Genomic DNA, 19,810 nt, shown 5'->3' on the forward strand with positions numbered 1-19,810 from the left:
GTTGGATCCGGAAACACTGTACCAGCCGCGCGGGGAGGTTCACAGGCAGACGCGGCGCTTTTGCCGCATCGGCATCGCCGCGTGCGGAAAAGGCACGGGTGGGCGCGCCGCCGTTTTTGTGTATTCTCGAAGATCGCAGCCCGCAATCGCCTTTCCCACTCCACTGGATTCCCCCATGTCTGACAGTCAAGCCCAACAGAACAAGGCGCCGGTGCGCCAAGAGCGTCACGACAGCGTCGGTGTCATCGTCATCGACCGTCCCGAGCGGAAGAACGCCCTGAATGCCGAGGTCAAGGCCACGCTGGTGCGCTGCCTGCGCGAGTTCGAGCAGGATCCGGCCATCGGCTGCATCGTGCTGACCGGAGCCGGCGGCTATTTCGTCGCCGGCTCGGACATCGTCGAGATGTCGACCATGCAGCCCACGGACCATGCGCTGCAGGGCGGCGACCAGGTGTTCCACGTGCTGCGCGGGCTGGGCAAGCCGGTCATCGCGGCGGTCGAGGGCTTCGCACTGGGCGGCGGATGCGAGCTGGCGCTGGCCTGCGACATCATCATCGCGGCCGAGGGCGCGAGCTTCGGCCAGCCCGAGATCAAGGTCGGCATCATCCCGGGCGGCGGCGGCACGCAGCGGCTGCTGCGCTCGGCGGGCAAGTACAAGACGCTGCTGTGGTCGCTGACGGGCGACCGCATCCCGGCCAGGACTGCCTATCACTCCAACATGGTCAGCGAACTCGTGCCCGACGGCACCGCGCTCGAGCGCGCCGTGGCCATCGCGCGCCAGATCTGCGCCATGCCGCCGCTGGCGGTGCGCGCCATCCGCGACGCCGTGCGGCTGGGCGCGGACGCCAGCCTGGAAGCCGGGTTGGCCATCGAGCGCCGCGCCTTCGAGCGGTTGTTCGACAGCCAGGACCAGAAAGAAGGCATGCGCGCCTTCATCGAAAAACGCGCCCCGGTGTTCAAGGGACGCTGAATCCCGCTGCCGCCGTGGCCGTTCCCGGCCGCGGCGGTTTCCCTTTCTGTGCCGGCCCGCTCGCCGGTCATCTTTTCTTCCCCCCTCTTTTTGTCTCAGCCGGTGACGACCCTTGCCGTCGTCCGCGCCGGCGCGCGCACACCGCCTCGTTCTTGAACATTGAATCGGCATTCAAGGTTGAGTGAATTGATTCAATATTCAAGATTGAACGCCCGGATCCGAGTCCCTATCATGGCCCCGCCAACGAAACGGCCCGCCGCGTGACGCCTGTCGCGTCGAGCGATGCGGGCCCACAGCGAGGAGACATGATGAAGCATCCCTACCGCGCGGCGTTCGCCGCGGCGCTCATCGGTTGTTGCGCGGCCACCGCCGTGTCCGCCCAGGACTATCCCAGCAAGCCCATACGCATCATCGTGCCGTTGCCGCCGGGCGGGTCGAACGACGTGCTGGCGCGCGTGCTGGGCGAGGAAATGTCCAAGACGCTGGGCCAGCCCTTCGTGGTCGAGAACAAGCCCGGCGCCGCCGGCAACATCGGCACCGACCAGGTGGCCAAGGCCAGGCCCGACGGCTATACGCTGGGAATCGCGCCCAACCAGACCGTGGCGGTCAATCCCGCGCTGTACCCCAAGCTGCCCTTCGACGTGCAGAAGGACCTGATGGGCATCGGCCTGATGGCCACGCTGCCGATGACGCTGGTCGTGCCCAGTTCGTCGAAGGCCGGCTCCATCGACGAACTGGTGGCCATGGCCAAGGCCCAGCCGGGCAAGCTGACCTATGCGTCGGCCGGCTCGGGCAGCCCGCAGCACATGTCGGCCGAGATCTTCCAGTCGCTGACTTCCACCCAGATGACCCACGTTCCCTACAAGGGCTCGAACCCGGCCCTGGTGGACGTGCTGGCGGGCACGGTGGACGTCATGTTCTGCCCCATCAATTCGGCGCTGCCCTACATCCAGAACGGCCGCCTCAAGGCGCTGGGCGTGACGGGCGCGCAGCGGCTGCAGACGCTGCCCGAGGTGCCGACCATTGCCGAGAAGGTGCCGAACTTCGCGAGCGACATCTGGATCGGGTTGATCGCGCCCGCCGGCACACCGCCCGAGATCGTGCAGAAGCTGAACACCGAACTGAACCGCGCGCTGAAGATGCCCGCGGTCCAGGCCAAGCTGGCCGAGCAGGGCATACAGGCCGCCACCAGCACGCCGGCAGAGCTGGACCGGATGATGCGCGACGACCGCAAGCGCTGGGCCGAGGTCATCAAGCGCGCCAACATCCGCGTCGATTGAATCTTTTCTTCGCCTCATTCTTCAGACACAGGAAACACCATGAAGTCCTCGACCGAATCGCTGGTGCGACGCGATGAACCGCAGCCGTGGGAACACGACGGCGTGGCATGGGGAAGCGACCGGATCGCCGACCTGCTGCGCGAGCTGGACATTCCCTATCTGATCCTGAATCCGGGGTCGAGCTATCGCGGCCTGCACGACAGCCTGGTCAACCACCTGGGCAACCGCCAGCCGCAGATGATCGTGGTGCTGCACGAAGAGCACGCGGTCGCCATCGCGCACGGCTATGCCAAGGTGACCGGCAAGCCGCTGGGCGCGGCGCTGCATGCGAACGTCGGCCTGATGCACGGGTCCATGGCCATCTACGATGCCTGGGTGGACCGCGCGCCGGTGATCGTCCTGGGCGCGACCGGACCGGTGGATGCGGCCAAGCGGCGGCCATGGATAGACTGGATCCACACCGCGCAGGACCAGGGCGCGCTGGTACGGCACTTCGTCAAGTGGGATGCCCAGCCCGCTTCGGTGCCCGCCGCGCTGGAAGCCCTGCTGCGCGCCCGCCAGATCGCGACCACGGCGCCGCACGGCCCGGTCTATGTCTGCCTGGATGCGGCGGTGCAGGAGGCGCGCTGCGACGAGGACGTCCCGCTGCCCGATCCCGCCCGTTATCTGCCGCCGCCGCCGGCCCGCCCCGCGGACGAGCAGGTGCGGCAGGCGGCGGCCTGGCTGTCGCAGGCGAAGCGTCCGGTCATCCTGGCCGGGCGGGTGTCGCGGTCCGAGGAAGGATGGGCGGCGCGCGTGCGCCTGGCCGAGACCCTGCAGGCGCAGGTGCTGACCGACCTGAAGGTGGGCGCCGCCTTCCCCACCGATCATCCGCTGCACGCCGCGCCCAGCGGCATGTTCCTGCATCCCGAGGCGCAGAAGGTGCTGCGCGAGGCCGACGTGGTGCTGAGCCTGGACTGGCTGGACCTGGCCGGCACGCTCAAGCAGGCCTGGGGCGCCGATCCGGTGGGCAGCCGCGTCATCCAGGTGTCGGTGGACCACTACAGCCACAACGGCTGGAGCATGGACCACCAGGGCCTGCCCCCGGTCGATCTCTTCCTGCTGTCCGAGCCCGAGCCCGCGGTCGCGCTGCTGAACGAACACGTGGCGCCGCGCCGCGAGCCGGCGCCGCCGAAGGCGCCGGTGCCGGGTCCCGCGATACCCGGGGATCCGGCCGCGCCCATGACCGTGCCCACCGTGGCCGCCGTGCTGCGCAAGGTGCTGGGCGATACGCCGACGTGCCTGACACGCCTGCCGCTGAGCTGGAGCGGCGAGTTCTGGGACTTCCGGCATCCGCTGGATTTCGTCGGCTACGACGGCGGCGGCGGCGTGGGCTCGGGTCCCGGCATGGCGATCGGCTCGGCGCTGGCGCTCAAGGGCGGCGACCGCCTGCCGGTGGCGCTGATCGGCGACGGCGACTACATGATGGGTGTCAACGCGTTGTGGACGGCCGCCCATGCCGGCATCCCCATGCTGATGATCGTCTGCAACAACCACTCGTTCTTCAACGACGAGATCCACCAGGAGCGCGTGGCGCGCCAGCGTGGGCGGCCGGTCGAGAACCGCTGGGTCGGCCAGCGCATCGACGAGCCCGCCCCCGACCTGGCGGCGATCGCCCGGGCGCAGGGGCTGACCGGCATCGGACCGGTCCGCCGCGCGGACGAACTGGAGCGTGTCCTGGCCGAGGCCGCCGCCGCGGTCAGGCGGGGCGGCATCGTGGTCGTCGATGCCATCGTCCAGCCCGGCTACAACCCCGCCATGACGGCGGGCCTGACCCGTTCCAGCCACTAGTCCTTGCCATCTTCAAGAGAGTCTTCCATGCGTGCTCATGAAATCCCCCCGGGCATCCTTCCCACCCGGCGCAGTCTGTACTACGGCGGCGCCTGGCACGAACCGGCCTCCGGCCTGTATGCCGACACCATCAATCCCGCCTACGACGAAGCCATCACCCAGGCCCCGGTGGCAGGCGCGGACGACGTGGACGCCGCCGTACGCGCCGCGCAGGCCGCCTTTCCCGCCTGGGCCAGCCTGCCGCCGGCCCGCCGGGCCGACTACCTGCGCCGCGCCGCCGCCGTGCTGCGCGAACACGCGCTGCCGCTGGCGCAGCTCGATTCGCTGAACAACGGGAACCCCGTCTCCGCCCTGCTGAACGATGCCGGCTTCGCCGCCGACGGGCTGGAGTACTTCGCCGGCCTGGCCGCCGAGGTCAAGGGCGAGACCATACCCATGGGCGACGGCAACCTGAACTACACCGTGCGCGAACCCATGGGCGTGATCGCCCGCATCGTCGCCTACAACCATCCGCTGATGTTCGCGGCGCTGCGCATCGCCGCGCCGCTGGCCGCCGGCAATACCGTGGTGGTCAAGGCGCCCGACCAGGCGCCGCTGTCCATCATCCGGCTGGCCGAGCTGGTGGGCGATATCTTCCCGCCGGGCGTGGTGAACTTCCTGTGCGGCGGCCGCGAGTGCGGCGACGCCATGTCGCGGCATCCGCTGGTGCGCAAGGTCACGCTGATCGGCGGCGTGCCGACCGGCAAGGCGGTCATGGAGACGGCGGCCCGCGACTTGAAGCCCGTGTTGCTGGAGCTGGGCGGCAAGAACGCACTGATCGCCTATCCGGATGCCGATCTGGACAAGCTGGTGCAGGGCATCATCGGCGGCATGAACTTCACCTGGTCGGGCCAGAGCTGCGGCTCCACCAGCCGCGCCTTCCTGCACGAATCCATCCACGACCGCGTGCTGGAGGCCGTGGCGCGCCTGCTGCCCGAGCGCCACAAACCCGGCATCCCCATCGACCCGGCCACCACCATGGGGGCGCTGGTCAGCCGGGCGCAATTGCAGAAGGTCGAGGGCTTCGTCGCCTCGGCGCTGGAGGAAGGCGCGCGGCTGGTGAGCGGCGGCAAGCGGCCCGCCGACCCGGCGCTGGCGCAGGGGTTCTTCTTCGAGCCGACGGTGTTCGCCGACGTGCAGCCGCACATGCGGCTGGCGCGCGAGGAAGTGTTCGGCCCCATCCTGTCGGTGTTCAAGTGGCGCGACGAGGACGCGCTGTTCGAGCAGGTGAACGACGTGGACTTCGGGCTGACGGGGTCGATCTGGACCCGCGACCTGGACACGGCGCACCGGGCCGCCCGGCGCATGACGACGGGCTACGTGTGGATCAACAACACCAGCCAGCACTTCCTGGGCGCGCCTTTCGGCGGCGTCAAGCAATCGGGCATCGGCCGCGAGGAATGCTTCGCCGAACTGCTGGAGTTCACCTACACCAAGAACGTGAACGTCAAGCTGGGCTGATCACTGCTGTTCGAAGCGGGCGAACCGCCGGTCGATGAACTGGCGTTCGCTCGCGAGATCGTCCACGCGCGCCTGGGGCGGACCCTGGCGCATCCATTCGAGCATCTGGTCGACCTGGTCGGGCGTGCCCTGCACCAGCGCTTCGACCGAGCCGTCGTCATTGTTGCGGACCCAGCCGCCCACGCCCACCATGTGGGCGCGTCGGACCGTGGCCAGGCGAAAGCCCACGCCCTGGACCCTGCCGGTCACGCGGACGATGACGGTTTCCAGGGATGGGGAGCTATCGAGTTCTTGCATGGTCGGTTCGGGAATGGTTGGGTGGGAATTGCTCGACCAGGGCCGGGGGCGCGGCGGCGGCCGGACTGGAAGTCTACCAGCGCAAAACGTGCCCGCCCGGCGCACGCTGCGAGGGGTCCATTGGCTTGATCGATGCATCGTAGGGAATAATGCCGCCATGACGACACACGCTGCATCCCCTTCCCTGAGTCCCGGCCTGGTCTGGTTGATGTCCATCGCCACCGGCCTGACCGTGGCGGCCAACTACTACGCCCAACCCCTGCTGCACGTCATCGCCGGCGATCTCGGCCTGTCGGTGCCCGAGGCCGGCTCCATCGTGACGGCGGCCCAGGTCAGCTATGCGGTCGGATTGTTCCTGCTGGTCCCGCTGGCCGACCTGCTCGACCGGCGCAACCTGATCTTCGTGATGACGCTGCTGGCCGCCGGCGGGCTGTGCGCCAGCGCGCTGGCGGGCAACCTGCCGGTCCTGCTGGCCGGCACCACCGTGGCCGGGCTGTTCTCGGTGGTTGCCCAGGTGCTGGTGCCTTTCGGCGCCACGCTGGCCTCGCCGAACGAACGCGGCAAGGTCGTGGGCACGCTGATGAGCGGCCTGCTGCTGGGCATCCTGCTGGCGCGCACCTTCGCGGGGCTGGTGGCGGCGTTGGGCAGCTGGCGCCTGGTCTACGGGATCGCCGCGATCCTGATGGCGGCGCTGGCCTTCATCCTGCGCCGTTCGCTGCCGCATCATCCGGCGCAGGCGGCCGGCATGCCGTATCCCCGGCTGATCGCATCGATCGCCGCGCTGTTCGCCCAGGAGCCGGTGCTGCGGACCCGGGCCCTGCTCGGCGCCCTGACTTTTTCCAGCTTCGCCATGTTCTGGACCTCGCTGGCCTTCCTGCTGTCCGCGCCGCCGTTCGGCTACTCCACATTCACCATCGGCCTGTTCGGCCTGGCGGGCGCGGCCGGCGCGCTGGCCGCCGCGCGTGTCGGGCGGCTGGCCGACCGCGGCAAGGGCGAGACCGCCACGCGCTTCGGCCTGGGGGTGCTGCTGGTGTCCTGGCTGCCCATCGCGCTCGGCCAGTATTCCGTGGCATTGCTGGTGGTCGGCGTGATCCTGATGGACCTGGGCGCGCAGGCGGCGCACATCAGCAACCAGAACGCCATCTATCGCATCCGCCCCGAGGCGCGCGGCCGCCTGACGGCGGCCTACATGACGAGCTACTTCATCGGCGGCTCGCTGGGGTCGCTGGCATCGGCCTGGCTTTACGCGCATGCCGGCTGGCATGGCGTGTCGATCGGCGGCGCGGTGGCCGCGCTGGCGTCGGTGGCGGCGTGGACCATGCGGCCGCGCGGGTCCGCCGCCGTCCCGCCGGCCACTCGCTAGCGGCGCACGTTGCCGCCCCTTACAGGCTCGCGCCGCGCGCCATGCTAGCCTGTGGTCAGACTCTTCCCGGACGACGAACATGGCCGATTCCATCCCCCAGCAGCGCTGGGCCGTGCTGCGGGCCGCGCGCCTGATCCCCGTCCTGCGCTACCAGGATGCCGACACCGCCCTGTATGCCGCGCAGGTCGCATTGCGCGCCGGCTGCCGGGGCATCGAACTGACCTGGACCATACCCGGCGTGCTGGACGTCCTGCGGTCGCTGCGCGCCGAGGCCGAACGGATCGGCCGGACGGACGTGCTGATAGGCGTGGGTACCGTGCTGGATGCCGAGCAGGCCCGCTCGGCCCTGGAGGCGGGGGCCGACTTCCTGGTCGCGCCGGGCGTCGTGCCGTCCCTGGTGGAACTGGCCGGCGCGGCGGGCGCCCTGAGCATGCTGGGCGCGTTCACGCCCACCGAGATCATCGCGGCCAAGGCGGCCGGCGCCGACGTGGTGAAGATCTTTCCCGCCGATACCGGCGGGCCGGGCCACCTGGCCGCGGTCAAGGCGGTCTTCCCCGATACGCTGTTCTGCCCGACCGGTGGCGTCACGCGCGAGAACATGGCGGCCTATTTCCGCTCGGGCGCCGACATCGTGGGCATGGGCAGCAACCTGTTCGACAAGGCCCGGCTTGCCGCGCGCGACACCGAGGCATTGGTGGCGGCGCTCCAGGCCACGCTCAAGGACGCCGCGGCCGCCTGACCGGATCGAATCAGGTGGCCTGCTCCGCGGCGGCCTGGTAGGGCTTGAGCTCGTCGCCGCCCGCGGTGCTTTCCTGCTGCCGCCGCCACATGGCGGCATAGGCGCCGTCCAGGGTCAGCAACTGGTGGTGGCGGCCGCGCTCCACCACCCGGCCGCCGTCCAGCACGATGATCTCGTCGGCATCGATGATGGTGGACAGGCGGTGGGCGATGGTCAGCGTGGTGCGTCCGCGGCTGACCTCGCGCAGGTTGCCCTGGATTTCGCGTTCGGTATGCGTGTCCAGCGCGCTGGTGGCTTCGTCGAACACCAGCACCGCCGGCCGCTTCAGGATGGTGCGGGCGATGGCCACGCGCTGCTTCTCGCCGCCGGAAAGCTTCAGTCCGCGTTCGCCCACCACGGTCTGGTAGCCGTCGGGCATGGCCAGGATGAAGTCGTGGATGTGGGCCAGCCGCGCCGCTTCCTCGATCTCGGCCTGGGTCGCGCCCGGGCGCCCATAGGCGATGTTGTAGTAGATGGTGTCGTTGAACAGCACGGTGTCCTGCGGCACGATGCCGATGGCCGCGCGCAGGCTGGACTGGCTGATCTTGCGGATGTCCTGGCCGTCGATCAGGATCGCTCCGCCGCTGACGTCGTAGAAACGGAACAGCAGCCGGCTCAGGGTGGATTTGCCCGCGCCCGACGATCCCACCACGGCCACCGTCCGGCCCGCCGGTATGGTGAAGCTGACGTCCTTGAGGATCAGGCGCCGCGGATCGTAGCCGAACACCACGTGGCGGAACTCGACGGTGGCGCCGTCCACGCGCAGGTCGGGCGCGCCGGGTTCGTCGGCGATCTCGCGGTCTTCGGACAGCAGTTCGAACATGCGGTCCATGTCGATCAGCGACTGCTTGATCTCGCGGTAGACGAAGCCGAAGAAGTTCAGCGGCTGGTAGAGCTGGAGCAGGTAGGCGTTGACCAGCACGAAGTCGCCGATGCTCAGGCGGCCGGCGACGATGCCGCGCGCCGCCATCCACATCACCACGGTCAGGCCGACCGAAATGATCGCGGCCTGGCCGATGTTCAGCAGCGACAGGCTGACCTGGCTCTTGACCGCGGCGCGCTCGTAGCGCCCCAGCGCGTGGTCGTAGCGCCGCGCCTCGTGTTCCTCGTTGCCGAAGTACTTCACGGTCTCGTAGTTGAGCAGGCTGTCGATGGCCTTGGTGTTGGCCTCGGAGTCGGTCTCGTTCATCTGGCGCCGGAACTTCGTGCGCCATTCCGTGACGAGCAGCGTGTAGGCGATGTACAGCACCACCGTGACCAGGGTCGCCAGCGCGAACCAGACGTCGAACATGTGCCAAAGGATGATGGTGACCAGCCCGATCTCGAACAGCGTGGGCAGCACGTTGAACAGCATGTAGGACAGCAGCGTGCTGATCGCCCGCGTGCCGCGCTCGATGGAGCGCGTCAGTCCGCCGGTCTGGCGGGCCAGGTGAAAGCGCAGCGCCAGCCCGTGCAGGTGGCGGAACACCTGCAGGCCGACGACGCGGATGGCGTTCTGCGCCACGCGCGCGAACACCGCGTCGCGCAGTTCCGAGAACACCAGCGACAGGACGCGGGCGCCGCCGTAGGCCAGGATCATCCCCACGGGGATGGCCAGCACGGCGGCGGCGGTGCCGCCCAGGGCATCCACCGCCGATTTGTAGAAGATGGGGACGTAGACGTTGGCGACCTTGGCGGCGATCAGCAGCGCCAGGGCGGCCACGATGCGCAGGCGCAGCCGGGGGGCGTGGGCCGGCCACAGGTAGGGAAGCAGGGTGCGCAGGGTGGCCAGGCCGCCGCCGGGGCGGCGCGCGGGAGCGGGTGTGTTCAAAGCGTGTTTCCAGGAAGCGATGTTGGCAACGATACGCCTGTTCGGATATCCAGGCTCGTTTACCCCCATGATGACCGGCGCAGGGCGGCGGTCCTTCATCGTCTCAGCCGGCGAGAATTTCGTTTGACCGCTTCGCGCCCGGATCACAGTATTCGCACCACGAACCACCCGGGAAAAAGGGGAGACAACCATGGAATCAGACATTTTGAGCGTCCGCGCGCGGAGGCGCGCGAGCCGCGTGCTGGCCTGCCTGCCGGCCCTGGCCTGCGCGGCGCTGTTCGCGGGCGCGGCGCCGGCGGCGGCCGATCCCTTCGACGGCGGCCGCGTCACCATCGTGGTGTCCGGCCGCGCCGGCAGTTCGTTCGACAACGCCGCGCGGCTGGTGGCCGAGCCGCTGTCCAAGGAATGGGGCGTGCCGGTGGTCGTGGACAACCGCGCGGGCGCCTCCGGCGTCATCGGCGCCGCCTACGTCGCCAAGTCGCCGCCCGACGGCCGCACCATGCTGCTGGGCACCACGCCCTACGTGCAGGCGCCGCACCTGCTGCGTTCGGCCGGCTACGATCCGGTGGCCAGCTTCGTGCCGGTCGCCCAGCTCTTCACCGCCCAGCTGTGGCTGGGCGTGAACGCCGGACTGCCGGTCAAGACCGTCAAGGAATTCGTCGCGTACGCGGCCCGGCCCGGATCGCAGTTGTCGTTCTCCAGTCCGGGCCAGGGTTCCACGCCGCACCTGAACACGGTCATCCTGATGCAGCAGGCCGGCATCGACATGCTGCACGTGCCCTATACCGGCATGCCGCCGGCGGTGATGGACGTGGCGGCGGGACGCATCTCCAGCGTGTTCGCGTCGTACTCCGACCTGCTGCCGCACGTGCAGGCGGGCACGCTGCGCATCCTGGCCAGTACCGGGTCGGCCCGTTCGCCCATCAGCCCTGACATCCCGACCATGAAGGAGTCGGGCTACGGCGGCTTCGAGGTGGTCGGCTTCGGCGGCCTGCTGGTGCCGGCCGGCACGCCCGCCGCGCTGACGGCGAAGATGGCCGCCTCGGTGCACAAGGTGCTGGCCCGTCCCGAGATCCGCAGCCGCCTGCTGGAACTGGGGTTCGAGCCGGTGGACAGCAGCCAGCAGGCCTTCGCGGCGCTGGTGCGCGAGCAGAACGCATTCTGGGCGAAGGTAATCCAGGACGCCCACGTCAAGGTCGAGTAGGAGTTCCTTCATGCAACCCGCACTTTCCCGTTCGTATCACCTGCGCTTCGTCGGCGACTGGGGCCAGGCCAACTTCCATCGCATCTGCTCCTGGCTGTGCGAGGAGTTCTGCAAGCGCGCCGGGCCGCGCAGCCGCGTGGCCATATGGAGCATACGCGCCGGCGGCATCGAGGCCATCGACCTGGTGCAGGAAGGCGAGGTGGACTTGTGCCTGGTGACGCCGGCGATGCTGATGCCGGCGGCGCTGACCGGCCAGGCCATCTTCCAGGGGCGGGCCGCACCCAACCTGCGGGCGCTGGCGGTGCTGCCGCAGAACGACCGCATGGTGTTGGCGCTGCGGCCGGACCTGGGCATCCGCTCGTTCGAGGAACTGCGCGCCCGCCGGCCGGCCCTGCGCCTGGCCACGTCGCGCAACGACGGTACCAACTTCATCGGGTATGTGAGCCGGCTGTTCATGGCGGCCCACGGCATCGACGAAGCCACGCTGGCGGCCTGGGGCGGGTCCTATGTCGAGGACACCAACCCGCGCGACAGCCTGGCGCGCATGGAGGCGGGCGAGGTGGACGGCGTGCTGCAGGAGGCGATCATGACGCCCTGGTGGGCGCGGATCGTGGAATCCGGACAGGCGGTGCCGCTGTCCGCGGAATCGTCGGCCCTGGACCGGCTGCGCGCCGACCACGGTTTTCCGGCCAATCCGCTGCCCGCGGGCTACTGGAAGAACGTCGAGACGCCGCTGCAGGCGCTGGACTTCTCGGACTTCCTGGTGCTGGTGCGCGACGACATGGACGAGGACGTGGCGCATCTGCTGACCTGGTGCCTGGTGGAGACGCGCGAGGCCATCGAGCGCCAGTACCGCCACCTGCCGCCGCAGCGCAGCCCGCTGTCCTATCCCATCGATCCGTCCAGGATGGCCCGGCCGTCCATCGCGCTGCATGCGGGCGCGCAACGCTATTACCGCGAGGCGGGGCTGCTGGGCTGAGCCCGTTCCCGTCTGCCCGCCAAGGAGACCGTCGTGCCCGAAGTCCTTGAACACCTGGAGGCATTTCCTTTCGATGCGCCGCCCCGCGTGCTGCGCCGTCGCGAGGAACTGCTGCTGGCCGCGCCCCTGCCGGGCGGCGGCCGCCCTCCGCGCGCCTACCCGCTCGTCGAGGCGGTGCATTTTCCCCCCGAATACGTGGACCAGCCTTTCGTGCCGCCGCGCGGCGTCTACGAAAGCGCGGCCATGCGGATAGAGTGGCAGACGATGAACGCCCGCCAGCCGTTCTACCACCGCAATTGCGGCGTGGACGAGATCTCGTTCCAGGTCTGCGGCGACCGCACCATCATGACGGAATTGGGCAGCGTGGACGTGGTGCCGGGCGAGTTCGCGCGGCTGCCCGACGGCGTGGCCCACGACAACTACGGCCGCCGCGACATCCACCTGCTGTTCTACGTGCCCGGGCCGGTCGAGCGCCTGGGCGCGGTGAGCCGGCGCTCCGAGGCCAGGATCCCGCCTTTCCCGGGCTGGTCGCCGGCACCCCTGAACGAACTCGTCACCGAAGGCGTGGCCGGCCCGGGCCAGGACGTGGCGTTGTCGCCCATCGACGAGCAACTGCTGCTGGCTCATGCCGATGAAACGCAGGAGCGGCTGGAGGTCATGCGCATCGGTCCGGGTACCGAATGGCTGTATCGCGGCCCCACGTCCATGATCGGAACCACGGCCGCCGCCGCGTCGACCGGACACGTCTATCGCCGGCTGCGCAATGCCGAGGAGATCCAGTACCAGGTCTCGGGCACCCGCACGCTGGTGACCCAGCGCGGCGTGCTGCACCTGGCGCCCGGCGACTTCGTCCGCATTCCCCGCGCGGTGGCGTTCGCCAGCATCCACGCGGGGCCCAGCACGCACCTGTCGCTGGTCTCGACCCAACCCATTCCGCAAGTGGCGCAGGACGCCCGCCAGGCCGAGCGCATGGCGTCCTCGGACATCGATGCGCTGCGCCCGGGAAAATCGACATGACCTACGAGGACAGCAACATGAGCGACATGCTTGCCGCGCGGGCCCACCAGGGCGCCACGGAACTGCGGCTGGAACGCGTGCCCGTGCCCGAGCCCGGAGCGCGGGACGTGCTGATCAAAGTGGCGTCCGCCGGCATCGCGCCCGGCATGATGAAGCTGCTCGAACGCGGCCGCTTCAAGCACCTGCCGTCCACCCCCGGCCACGAGATCGCGGGCGTGGTCGTCGCGGCGGGGCGCGAGGCCGACGCCTCGCTGGTCGGCCGGCGGGTGCGGGTGCATCCCATGTTGTCCTGCGGCGACTGCGTCTATTGCCGCACCGACCGCCAGCAACTGTGCGCCGAGACCGCCATGATCGGGCATGCCGCGTTCGGCACCGGCAAGCTGGAACTCTACGCGCGCTATCACGACGGCGGGCTGGCCGAGTACGCGCGCGCCCCGGACTGGCTGGTCGATCCCCTGCCCGACAACGTCAACTTCGACGTGGGCGCCAAGGTGCACGACCTGGCCAACGCCGTGCGCGCGCTCAAGTGCGCGGCCATTCCCGAACCGGGGCGCCTGGTCATCACCGCCGCCACCGGCACCATGGGGACGGCCAGCATCCTGCTCGCCAGGTTCTACGGCGCCCGGAGCCTGGTGCTGGTGGCGCGGTCGCGCGCCCGCCTGGAAACGCTGCGGCCGCTGGCGGGAGACCTGCCGGTGGAGCTGGTCGCACTGGACGAACTGGCGCCCGGTTGGGCGGACAACCAGGGCCTGACCCGCCGGCTGCGCGAACTGCTGCCGGGAGGCGCCGACGCCGTGCTGGACTATTTCCCCGGCGGCCCGGGAACGATGCAGGCGCTGCGCGCGCTGGCCCTGGGCGGCACCCTGGTCCACATGGGCGGCAACGCCACGCCGCTGGCGCTGACGGTGGCCGAGGCCATGCAGATGTGCTGGAAGATCGTCGGCACCCGGGCCTGCACGCGCTCGGACACCGACGCCGTCCTGGAATTGCTGGCCTCGGGCCGGCTGAATGCCGATGCGCTGATCACCCACCACTTCCCGCTGGCCGAGGTGAACCGGGCCCTGCAGGTCATGCTCGATCGCAGCGAGCCGATCTGGATGGCCGTGGTGCATCCAGGGCAGGGCTGAACAGACCCTAGCCGAACGCCTCGCTGAAGAAGTCGATGAAGGTCCGCACCTTGGGCGCCATGAACTTGCGGCTGGTATAGGCCGCGTACAGGGTCACGGACGGCGGCCGGTACTGCGGCAGCAGGCGCACCAGTGCGCCGCTGCCCAGGTCGTCGGCGATCAGCCATTCCGGCAGGTAGCCGGGGCCGATACCCGCCAACAGGCTGTGGCGCGCCAGGGACGAGTCATCCGTCTTCAGCGCCGTGGGCACGCGCAGCGTCGAGGGCCCCGCCGGCCCCTGCAACCGGATTTCCTCGGGCCGCTTGATGTAGGCGGGCAGGACGGCCGGCCGGTCGGCCAACTGGGCCGGCGACTCGAAGGGGCCGTGCCGGTCCACGTAGTCGCGCGAGGCCGCCAGCACGAAGCTGACCTCGCACAGGGGCCGCACGATCAGCGACGGTGCGTTCTGGGTGGCGGTGGCGCGCAGGGCCAGGTCGAAGCCTTCCTCGGCCAGGTCCACCTTGTAGTTGCTCAGGCGCAGATCGATGACCACGCGCGGGTAGCGCTCGCGGTAGCACGCCAGCATGCTGGCGAAGCGGCCGTTGGCGCACCAGACGGGCGCGGTGACCTTCAACTGGCCGCGCGGCTCGGCGTGGCTGTCTTGCAGCGTGGCCTCGGCGTTGTCCAGCAGGTCCAGCGCCTCGCAGCATTGCTCGAAATAGACTTGCCCCGCCTCGGTCGGGCTGACGTGCCGGCTGGTGCGGTTGAGCAGGCGGGCGCCCAGGCTGCGTTCCAGGTGGGCCAGGTGCTTGCTGGCCATGGCCGGCGAGATGCCCAGCTGCCCGGCCGCCCGCGCGAAGCTGCCCGCCTCGACCACGAGGCGGAACACCTTCATGCTGACCAGGGTGTCCAAGCCTTCAAGCCTTGCCGCGCGATGCGTCGATGCTGAAGGCGCCCGCGCCGGCCACGGCGAAGAACAGGAACACGAAGCAGTACAGCACCGCCGGTTCGCCGCCGTTCTGCAGCGGGCTCAGGAAGGCCTTGGGCGCGTGCGCCATGAAGTAGGCCACGGCCGTGAAGCCGCACAGGATGAACGCCACCGGCCGGGTGAACAGGCCCAGGATCATCAGCAGGCCGCCGCCGATTTCCAGCACGCCGGCCAGGCCCATCAGCGAGAACAACTGGATGCCTTGCATGCCCAGCGACGGGATGTCGAAGAACTTGGCCGTGCCGTGCTGCAGGAACACGTAGGCGATGACGATGCGCATGACGGCTTGCGCGCGGGGGGCCCAGATGGCAAAGGTGTCGTTGGTGGAGGTCTGCATTTGTCGTTTTCCTTCAAGAGTGACACGTGGGTGAAAAAAGATTGTGTCCGATCCAGGGCGCCGCGGATCCGGCTTTGCCGATCCGCCAGCGCCGCCCCCCGCGGGGCCCGGCGCCGAGCCGCCCCAAGGCGGGCCCCGGCCCCGTGGGGGGCTGCCGCGTAGCGGCTGGGGGCTGGCCATGCCGGGCGCCCGAAGGGCGCAGGGGGTGGGCTTCCCTACCCAAAACGGGTGGCGGAGACGACTACGTTCATGACTTCATCCTGGAAAATGCGGCTGCCGGGGTCATCGCCGGCCGCGCCCGCCGCCACCATCAGCGGCAGCAGGTGGTCGGGCCGGGGCTGGGAGACGCGCGCGTCGGGCGCCGACGTCCAACTCGCCAGCGCCTGTTCGCGCGCCTGGCGCGGCAGCGCCACGGTCTCGGCCAGCCAGTCGTCGAAGCGCTGCGAGGCCGGCTTGAACGCCGGCGCGAAGCCCCGCATGTTGTGGAAGCTCATGCCGCTGCCCACGATCAGCACGCCTTCGTCGCGCAGCGGCGCGAGCGCGCGTCCGGCCGCCAGATGGGCTTCGGGATCCAGGCCCGTCTTCATCGACAGCTGGACGACGGGAATGTCGGCCTCGGGAAAGATCAGCTTGAACGGCACGAATACGCCGTGATCCAGCCCCCGCTCGGTGTTCGAGCCGGAAGCGATTCCCGCCTGCCCCAGCAATTCACGCACGCGGCCAGCCAGTGCGGGTGAACCGGGCGCCGGGTACTGCAGCTGGTAGGTGTGCTCGGGAAAGCCGTAGTAGTCGAACAGCAGTGGCGGATTGGGACTGGCGTTGACGGTGAAGTCGTCCTCTTCCCAGTGGCCGGAAATCACCAGCACCGCCCGTGGGCGGGGGCCCGCCGACGCGGCAAGTCCCTTCAGGAAAGCGGCCATGCGGTCCCACATGCGGGGATTGCCGGGCCATTCCATGAAGAAGCAGGGGCCCCCTCCATGGGGGATGAAATAGGTCGGCAGACGGTGGGCGCTCGAGGCGGACATGGCAAGCTCCTGTGGCGTGGCCTTTGTCGGCAATATAGGCGCGTACTGTCAGGCAATCAATCGTGCAAAACGGAAGGGGTCATTTCCTGTTCGTTGATGATCCACGGTTCGGGGCAGCAGGGTTTCCGGCTTCAGCCTTTACTCTTGTTCCGCTTGCCGGCGCAGCCCGGCGGCTTCTTCCCGCACGGCCCGCAGGAAGAACTCCAGGGCGGGCGACGGCGCTACGTCCGAGCGTAGCACGACCCCCACCGAAGGCAAGGCCCAGGACGGCCGGAAGTCCAGGATGGTAAGTATCCCCAGTCTGGCGTAGTGCCGGGCGACCCCGCGGGGCATGGCGGCCAGCACGTCGGTATTGCGCAGCAGGACCTCGTTGGCCAGCAGCGAGACGGATTCGGCCAGCGGTACGCCCAGCGTGAGGCCCTGTTCGGCGAAATAGGCATCGATGCGCTGGCGCAGCGGCGCATCGGGCGGGGGCAGGATCCACGCCTGCCGCGCCAGCGTGGCGGGCGTCACGCGGTTCGAGCGCGCGAGCGGATGCCCCACCCGCGCGACGACGTAGATGGGTTCGTCGTACAGCACTTCGGTGCGGAACATGGCCTGCGAGGCGCCCTGCATCAGGCGCCCGATGATGCAGTCCAGCTCGCCGCGCGCCAGCGCCGCCAGCAGCAGGTCGTTGGTGCCTTCCTGGATCATCACGGTGATGCCCGCGTGGGCTTCGTGCATGCGCGCCAGCGCGCGCGGCACCAGCACCGGCAGCACCACCTGCAGCACGCCGGCGCGCACCCGGCCGGTGGCGCCCCGGGTCAGCGCCTCGATTTCGTTGCGGGCTCCGTCCAGGTCCGCCAACAGTACGCCGGCCTTTTGCACCAGCGACTGGCCATACGGCGTGGGCGAGATGCCGCGCCGTGAGCGCACGAACAGCGGCACGCCGAAGGCTTCTTCCAGCTCCACCAGCAGCTTGCTGGCCGCGGGCTGGGTCATGCCCAGGCGCGCGGCGGCCTTGTGCACGCTGCCGGTGGCGTGCAGCGCCTCGAGCAGGTCGAGGTGGCGCAGCCGCAGCCTGGAACGTATCTGGCGGACGGTCGGAATGCGGTAGGCGGTGTCCACAGTGTGATTCCTATTGGTTTTCACTTGATTCTAAGAATTTATGCATTGGTAGTCACTGCGTGCCTACACTGGGCCCGTTTTCCCCTACCCGCGAGACCCCGATGAAGATCACGATGCTGGGCACCGGCGCCGCCTTGCCCGACCCCGACCGAGGCCAGTCGGCCATCCTGCTGACGCTGGACGAGGACCGGCACTACCTGTTCGACTGCGGCGAAGGCGCCACGCGGCAGATGGTGCGCGCCAACGTGGATCCGGCCAAGGTGGGCTTCGTCTTCCTGACCCACCTGCACCATGACCACATCTGCGACTACCCGTATTTCGTCATCTCCAGCTGGATGCTGAACAAGACCGGCGCGCCGCTGGTGCTGGGCCCCAAGGGCACGCGGCATTTCGTCGACCATCTATTCGAGCATGGCGCGTTCCAGGCCGACTTCCGTGCTCGCAGCGCCTATCCCGTGCGCCAGCAGAACATCGAGGCGGCGCGGCCCGAGGTGCGCGAAGTCCAGCCCGGCGTGGTGTTCGAGGATGACAAGGTGAAGATCTCGGTGGACTGGGTCGAGCACATCCCGCGCGACATCTGCGAATGCTTCGGGGTACGCGTCGAGGCCGAGGGCAAGGTCATCGCCTTCAGCGGCGACACCGCCCCCTGTGACGCCATGGTGCGGCTGGCCCAGGACGCGGACCTGCTGATCCACGAGTGCACCTTCCCCGAGTCCTTCATCGCCCACCGCGCCAAGACCGGCGTGGGGACCTATTCCCATACCAGCCCCACGGACCTGGGCAAGATCGCGCGCCGGGCCAATGTGAAGAGCCTCGTGGCCACGCACTTCGGCCACTTCGATTCCACCAGCCCGGTGCTCCGTCGCGCCGCCGCCAAGCACCTGCCGGTGGAGTTGATGGGACCGCACCTGATGGACGAGATCGTGACCGACATACGCAAGAACTACGACGGCCCGCTGCGCCTGGCCCACGACCTGATGCGCATCGACCTGTAGCGCCGCCGCGCCGGCGGCATCCGGCGCATCTTCCAGGAGGGCATGCCGTGACCGATACCGTTAGCCGCCGCGCCGCGCTGTTCGCCGCCGGCCTCCTCTGTTGCCTTGCCGCCGGCGCAAGAGCCGGCTATCCCGATCGGCCCATACGCATCGTGCTGCCCTATGCGCCGGGGGCGGCGGGCGACATCGCCATCCGCCAGGTGCAGCCCCTGCTGGAGAAGCGGCTGGGCCAGCCCCTGGTCATCGACTACCGCACCGGGGCGGGCGGCAACATCGGCATGCAGGACGTGGTGCGCGCCAAGCCCGACGGCTACACGCTGGTGCTGGGCGCGACCAACAACTTCGTCATCAACCAGTTCCTGTATCGCAAGCTGGGCTTCGATCCGCTGGAGGACCTGGCGATGGTGGGCAAGCTGGCCGACGTGCCTGCCTTCATCTACATCAGCGCCGCGGTGCCGGCGCAGGACTACGCCGGCTTCGCGCAGTACGCCAGACAGCACGCGGGCAAGCTGAACTACGGTTCGCCGGGGGCCGGCACCACGCCCCATCTGTCGGCCTACATGCTGAGCGAGGCGATGCACGCGAACATGACCCACATTCCCTACCGGGGGTCGTCGCTGGGCGTGCAGGCCCTGCTGGCCAACGAGATCCAGCTCTATATCGGCGGCTACAGCATCGCCGCGTCGTACATGCCGCAAGGGCGCGTGCGCGCGCTGGCCGTTGCTTCGCCGACCCGCTATCCGGGCTTGAAGGGGGTGCCCACCGCAGCGGAGGCCGGCATGCCCGATGTCGTGCTCGGCAACTGGTGGGGGCTGGCGGCGCCCAAGGGTACCGATCCGGCCGTGATCGCGGTCCTGTCGCAGGCGCTGAGCGACGTGCTGGCCATGTCCCAGGTGCGCGAGGCCTACGCCCAGGCCGGCTTCGTGCCGGGCAAGGGGGCGCCCGCCGAATTCGAGGCCGCGCTGCGCGCCGAGGCGCGGCGCTGGCAGGACATCGTGCGCAAGTCCGGCGTGACGCTGGACAACTGATGATGGCGCATGGCACGCCCTTGCTGTTGCTGCATGGCTTCGCCGCTTCGTCGGCCATCTGGCGGCCGACCATGGCCGCGCTGGCGGGCCGCCGTTGCGTGGCTTTCGACTGGCCGGGCTGCGGCCACGCGGCGCACCTGGAACGGCAGGCGTGGTTCAACGCCGTCGTGGCCGATTTCCTGGGCCGGCCCTGAAG

Annotated in this window: 19 protein-coding genes; 13 read left to right on the forward strand and 6 right to left on the reverse strand. The window is 69.5% G+C overall.

Annotated features, from left to right (window positions below):
- Positions 1-175 precede the first annotated feature (175 nt).
- The 4 genes from EV675_RS05540 (at position 176) to EV675_RS05555 (ending at position 5,580) form a co-directional block, all read left to right on the forward strand.
- Entirely contained in the window at positions 176-970 is a 795-nt protein-coding gene (locus EV675_RS05540) for an enoyl-CoA hydratase-related protein (protein WP_130356348.1), read from the forward strand.
- A gap of 308 nt (positions 971-1,278) precedes the next feature.
- Positions 1,279-2,250 carry a Bug family tripartite tricarboxylate transporter substrate binding protein gene (locus tag EV675_RS05545; protein ID WP_242621339.1) on the forward strand — a complete coding sequence of 324 codons (972 nt, stop codon included), beginning with the start codon at positions 1,279-1,281 and terminating at the stop codon, positions 2,248-2,250.
- A 39-nt stretch (positions 2,251-2,289) separates the two neighbouring features.
- A complete protein-coding gene (locus tag EV675_RS05550) occupies positions 2,290-4,080 on the forward strand; it encodes a thiamine pyrophosphate-binding protein (protein WP_130356350.1) in 1,791 nt (596 codons plus the stop codon).
- A 27-nt stretch (positions 4,081-4,107) separates the two neighbouring features.
- The gene (locus tag EV675_RS05555; protein ID WP_130356351.1) at positions 4,108-5,580 is read left to right on the forward strand and encodes an aldehyde dehydrogenase family protein; all 1,473 of its coding nucleotides are present in this window, start codon (positions 4,108-4,110) and stop codon (positions 5,578-5,580) included.
- On the opposite strand, the gene EV675_RS05560 is transcribed toward EV675_RS05555, so the two are convergent.
- Positions 5,581-5,877 (reverse strand): acylphosphatase, encoded by a 297-nt coding sequence (locus EV675_RS05560; protein WP_130356352.1) that lies wholly within the window; start codon positions 5,875-5,877, stop codon positions 5,581-5,583.
- 157 nt (positions 5,878-6,034) lie between these two features.
- Here EV675_RS05560 and EV675_RS05565 point away from each other — a divergent pair, with 157 nt between their 5' ends.
- Both EV675_RS05565 and EV675_RS05570 read left to right on the forward strand, forming a co-directional pair.
- Positions 6,035-7,240: an MFS transporter gene (locus EV675_RS05565; protein WP_130356353.1), complete on the forward strand. Its 1,206-nt coding sequence runs from the start codon at positions 6,035-6,037 to the stop codon at positions 7,238-7,240.
- 79 nt (positions 7,241-7,319) lie between these two features.
- Positions 7,320-7,979, forward strand: coding sequence for a bifunctional 4-hydroxy-2-oxoglutarate aldolase/2-dehydro-3-deoxy-phosphogluconate aldolase (locus tag EV675_RS05570; RefSeq protein ID WP_130356354.1), 660 nt, complete (start codon positions 7,320-7,322; stop codon positions 7,977-7,979).
- 10 nt (positions 7,980-7,989) lie between these two features.
- Here the strand turns inward: EV675_RS05570 and EV675_RS05575 are convergent, their stop codons facing one another.
- Positions 7,990-9,828 (reverse strand): ABCB family ABC transporter ATP-binding protein/permease, encoded by a 1,839-nt coding sequence (locus tag EV675_RS05575; RefSeq protein ID WP_242621340.1) that lies wholly within the window; start codon positions 9,826-9,828, stop codon positions 7,990-7,992.
- Between the two features lie 190 nt (positions 9,829-10,018).
- Between EV675_RS05575 and EV675_RS05580 the strand changes: the two genes are divergently transcribed.
- From EV675_RS05580 to EV675_RS05595, 4 genes are read left to right on the forward strand one after another with little or no spacing between them, the layout of a single operon-like run.
- Entirely contained in the window at positions 10,019-11,032 is a 1,014-nt protein-coding gene (locus EV675_RS05580) for a Bug family tripartite tricarboxylate transporter substrate binding protein (RefSeq protein WP_130356355.1), read from the forward strand.
- Positions 11,033-11,042: 10 nt separating this feature from the next.
- A complete protein-coding gene (locus EV675_RS05585; RefSeq protein WP_130356356.1) occupies positions 11,043-12,011 on the forward strand; it encodes a TAXI family TRAP transporter solute-binding subunit in 969 nt (322 codons plus the stop codon).
- 33 nt (positions 12,012-12,044) lie between these two features.
- Entirely contained in the window at positions 12,045-13,028 is a 984-nt protein-coding gene (locus EV675_RS05590; RefSeq protein WP_130356357.1) for a hypothetical protein, read from the forward strand.
- Positions 13,025-14,155 (forward strand): zinc-dependent alcohol dehydrogenase, encoded by a 1,131-nt coding sequence (locus tag EV675_RS05595; RefSeq protein ID WP_207221914.1) that lies wholly within the window; start codon positions 13,025-13,027, stop codon positions 14,153-14,155. The genes EV675_RS05590 and EV675_RS05595 overlap by 4 nt, the downstream gene beginning before the upstream one ends.
- A gap of 7 nt (positions 14,156-14,162) precedes the next feature.
- Here EV675_RS05595 and EV675_RS05600 read toward each other — a convergent pair whose 3' ends face one another.
- From EV675_RS05600 to EV675_RS05615, 4 genes are all read right to left on the reverse strand, one after another.
- Positions 14,163-15,047, reverse strand: coding sequence for a LysR family transcriptional regulator (locus EV675_RS05600; protein WP_130356358.1), 885 nt, complete (start codon positions 15,045-15,047; stop codon positions 14,163-14,165).
- Between the two features lie 4 nt (positions 15,048-15,051).
- A complete protein-coding gene (locus EV675_RS05605; RefSeq protein ID WP_130356359.1) occupies positions 15,052-15,459 on the reverse strand; it encodes a DoxX family protein in 408 nt (135 codons plus the stop codon).
- A 215-nt stretch (positions 15,460-15,674) separates the two neighbouring features.
- Positions 15,675-16,484: a DODA-type extradiol aromatic ring-opening family dioxygenase gene (locus EV675_RS05610; protein ID WP_130356360.1), complete on the reverse strand. Its 810-nt coding sequence runs from the start codon at positions 16,482-16,484 to the stop codon at positions 15,675-15,677.
- Between the two features lie 138 nt (positions 16,485-16,622).
- On the reverse strand, positions 16,623-17,591 hold the full coding sequence (locus EV675_RS05615) for a LysR substrate-binding domain-containing protein (protein WP_130356361.1): 969 nt from the start codon (positions 17,589-17,591) through the stop codon (positions 16,623-16,625).
- 101 nt (positions 17,592-17,692) lie between these two features.
- Here EV675_RS05615 and EV675_RS05620 point away from each other — a divergent pair, with 101 nt between their 5' ends.
- The 3 genes from EV675_RS05620 to EV675_RS05630 are packed head-to-tail and all read left to right on the forward strand — an operon-like array spanning position 17,693 to position 19,808.
- Complete coding sequence (locus tag EV675_RS05620) at positions 17,693-18,586, forward strand: MBL fold metallo-hydrolase (protein ID WP_130356362.1); 894 nt, start codon at positions 17,693-17,695, stop codon at positions 18,584-18,586.
- Between the two features lie 47 nt (positions 18,587-18,633).
- Positions 18,634-19,614, forward strand: a complete 981-nt coding sequence (locus tag EV675_RS05625) for a Bug family tripartite tricarboxylate transporter substrate binding protein (RefSeq protein WP_242621341.1) — start codon at positions 18,634-18,636, stop codon at positions 19,612-19,614.
- A complete protein-coding gene (locus EV675_RS05630) occupies positions 19,614-19,808 on the forward strand; it encodes an alpha/beta fold hydrolase (RefSeq protein ID WP_130356363.1) in 195 nt (64 codons plus the stop codon). The genes EV675_RS05625 and EV675_RS05630 overlap by 1 nt, the downstream gene beginning before the upstream one ends.
- The last annotated feature ends 2 nt before the right edge of the window (positions 19,809-19,810 follow it).

The organism is Pigmentiphaga kullae (assembly GCF_004216695.1).
GTDB classification, from domain to species: domain Bacteria; phylum Pseudomonadota; class Gammaproteobacteria; order Burkholderiales; family Burkholderiaceae_B; genus Pigmentiphaga; species Pigmentiphaga kullae.